Annotated in this window: 4 protein-coding genes; all 4 read right to left on the bottom strand. The window is 40.9% G+C overall.

The annotated features are described in order from the left end of the window. Nucleotides 1-120: 120 nt before the first annotated feature. Nucleotides 121-357 (bottom strand): hypothetical protein, encoded by a 237-nt coding sequence (locus R6242_RS22110; RefSeq protein WP_318431038.1) that lies wholly within the window; start codon nt 355-357, stop codon nt 121-123. A gap of 189 nt (nt 358-546) precedes the next feature. Continuing rightward, nucleotides 547-855 carry a hypothetical protein gene (locus R6242_RS22105; RefSeq protein ID WP_318431036.1) on the bottom strand — a complete coding sequence of 103 codons (309 nt, stop codon included), beginning with the start codon at nt 853-855 and terminating at the stop codon, nt 547-549. Nucleotides 856-947: 92 nt separating this feature from the next. Beyond that, nucleotides 948-1,538: a hypothetical protein gene (locus R6242_RS22100; RefSeq protein WP_318431034.1), complete on the bottom strand. Its 591-nt coding sequence runs from the start codon at nt 1,536-1,538 to the stop codon at nt 948-950. A gap of 358 nt (nt 1,539-1,896) precedes the next feature. After that, a complete protein-coding gene (locus R6242_RS22095) occupies nt 1,897-2,205 on the bottom strand; it encodes a hypothetical protein (RefSeq protein WP_318431032.1) in 309 nt (102 codons plus the stop codon). Nucleotides 2,206-2,728 lie beyond the last annotated feature (523 nt).

Raw genomic sequence — 2,728 nt, 5'->3', positions numbered from 1 at the left:
GTTGTTCGAGTACTAATTTAACGGCTTCTGCACGAAATGCAGCGGTATAACGACTTGCCATGACTTACCTCCAGAGATGATTTTATCTCAATTGAAGGTGTCCATATTTAGCAGCCTACATCAGTATGCGTACTTAATAATTGCCGAATAGCATTCATGTAAATAATCTCCCATAGAGAAGATTGCGATTAATTTTTCCTGGTATTTTAGGACGCACTCAAAATCTAACGGATTTCCTCCGACCTGCATTTTTGGTTCGACAACTGTTGCTCCCTTTGCAATAAGATCGCTGTATACCAAATTCATGGTTGTTGTCTTTCCAGAGTTTGGATCGCCGAATAGTAGGATCATGTCCATGAATTTCCTCGAGTAAACCTAACGTAAAATTAACCGGCGCTGTGCTGCTTTATCGCAAAGAGAAGCTGGCGTCAGGTCTTGCAATCCAACAACCATGGAAACTATTTGTTGGATTGCAAGACCTGACCCTAATTTTTTATGGGCCGTTCCGCTCGACTGCCGGGTTAGGTGTTGTATGGCAGATGCGTATTACGGAAGTTTGCCAATCACGTAGCCGACCAAGCCAGATAGGATGGCAACTACAACATTAGTAACGACCGGCTTTAGAAACCACTCTTTCCAAGATGGATGGCCCTTCATCCTTTCTTGCAGTACAGAAAGCGCAGCATCTACCTTAGGAATATTCGCGTTTGGTTCACGGAGCTCCTGCCGAACCTCGACCAAATACTTTTGAGCTTCCTTTAGTTGCCCAATTGCTAATTCAGGGGCATGAACACTGCTGACTACCTGATCGATTTTTGGTTGGGCAAACTTCTGATCGTATGTTTCGCTATCCATGGCCCCTCCTTGAACTTGGAACGCCTAACGTTTGGTTAAAGGGCGGGCTTTAGCCCGCCCCAGGGAACGAAGCGAACGATTTGAACCAGTTGTTAGGCGGGCTCGCTATAAACTGTTACTGAAAGTAATTTTCTCATTTCAAATAATGCAATATTTTTAGCTTCGCTAAATCTGTGTGCGAATTCTGCTGGTGTATGTCCGCTAGTGGATTCCGCAAGAATTGCATGAGCTTCCTCAATAGCTTTCAAGATTTTTTCATCGAGGCTTTTTGGAATAAGGATGCGCTGTTTGTGATAGAAATTTGCAGCTTCACGAATTTGATCTTTGTAATCATTCCATTTCTGTGCCTCTGTGAGGCTGCGTGGATTTGCACCAAGCTCAAGCTCTAGGAGTTTTGAATACAATTCAAGAATTGCATTTGATTGTTTTTCAAAAATACCGCCATAAGCAATTGTAAGTTTTAAGTTTGCAGCTTCAAGACTTGAATTTAGTTTATCAATTGATATCTGGTTTTGCGTTTTTAAGTCTTCAAGCACGGTTGTATATTTGAGTCGATCTCGTTCTAATATTCGACTAGCCCAGACTTTACCAAGCCAAGAGCTCATCGCGAAAATTATGATTGAAGCACCGCCCATGGCTGTAAGTGCAGATAGAAATATTTTGAATGTATCTTCCCAGCTCAAGTGAAAGTCCTTTTTGCCTAACGTCAAAATTAAGCAGCTGGCCTACGCTGCAATTGGATAAAAAGCCGCACGTTCCGGCCAGTCTGCTTGAATGCCATGTTAGGCGTATTACCGCTGCACAATAAATAAATAAATAAGCACGCCGCGAAAACAGTAATTAATCGTGGTCTGTCCCCTGTTTCACAGTTATTCATATTCGTATTCGCAGTCCGGATGCCGAAAAAAAGATGCAACCAAAGTAAGGGGGCAGGTCTTACATTTTACATGAGATAAAATTTAAAGTGGTTTGCAAAGCAGCTTTGATTAATTCATGTCAAATGTAAGACCTGACCCTAAAGGTTCTTCCTAAAGGTTCTTGTTATGTGATTAAATGCCAATCAAGCCTATTTAAAAAAATACCTTTTTCATCAACCATATACCTAGGAATACCATTGGTGTCAAAGTATTTAACCCAATGCTTTGTTGTTTCAATAATATAGTCAGTTAAATTTTCAGTTGTACCATCTGCAAAGGTAATAAGAAAGCTTGGACTTTCTTGCGTTTTAGACTCTCGATATTCGGTGCTTTTTTCAGCTTTTTCTATTTTTTCTGATATGTTTTCATTCGAATAAAACACAATATTTTGAGTGGTTGAGGGTGAGGTTCCTGTTAGATTTGGGGTGTACATGGTAATTTTTAAATGTTTTACCGAATTAGCTATATCCTTCGCTATGACTAAATGTTTTTCGTTCTCCCATGCTTGATCGAGTTGTTTTTTTATTTTGCAGAGAAAGAAAATGGATGCACCAGTCTCGCAAGGAATGAGCTGTAATAGAAAAGTTGAAAAAATGATCCATTACATTCTCTGAGTTTTCCTCAAAATTTACTCTATTACCTTCCCTCACTAACTTTAACAGCATATCTTTCGGTTCCTTAATTCCAGAAATAAATGACATTCTCTACCTACCTTTCACATAACGTTTGAGATGTGAGGCATGACCCAGCTCGCCGGGACATGTTCTCTCGATTGATGGGTTAGCCATCACGGCTCGAGGCGCTGTTTCAAGCGCAAGGCCGTAAGTCGTATGGTTTTGTAGATACCGTCTTGCCGGTCAAGCATTTTGATACTCAGCTTGATATTTTTTTTGTGTTTTCAGGACGCCGAAGCACAGGTGAACCAATTTGCGCATGCAAGCACCAAGCGCCGACAT

Source organism: Iodobacter sp. CM08, assembly GCF_033446605.1.
Classification (GTDB): Bacteria; Pseudomonadota; Gammaproteobacteria; order Burkholderiales; family Chitinibacteraceae; genus Iodobacter.
The sequence above is the reverse complement of the archived record's forward strand: the minus strand, read 5'-3'. Positions and strand labels throughout refer to the sequence as shown.

Excerpts from the sequence above, each read along its gene's own strand:
- R6242_RS22095 (WP_318431032.1), bottom strand. The coding sequence starts at position 2,205 with ATGTACACCCCAAATCTAACAGGAACCTCACCCTCAACCACTCAAAAT.
- R6242_RS22105 (WP_318431036.1), bottom strand. The coding sequence starts at position 855 with ATGGATAGCGAAACATACGATCAGAAGTTTGCCCAACCAAAAATCGAT.
- R6242_RS22110 (WP_318431038.1), bottom strand. The coding sequence starts at position 357 with ATGGACATGATCCTACTATTCGGCGATCCAAACTCTGGAAAGACAACA.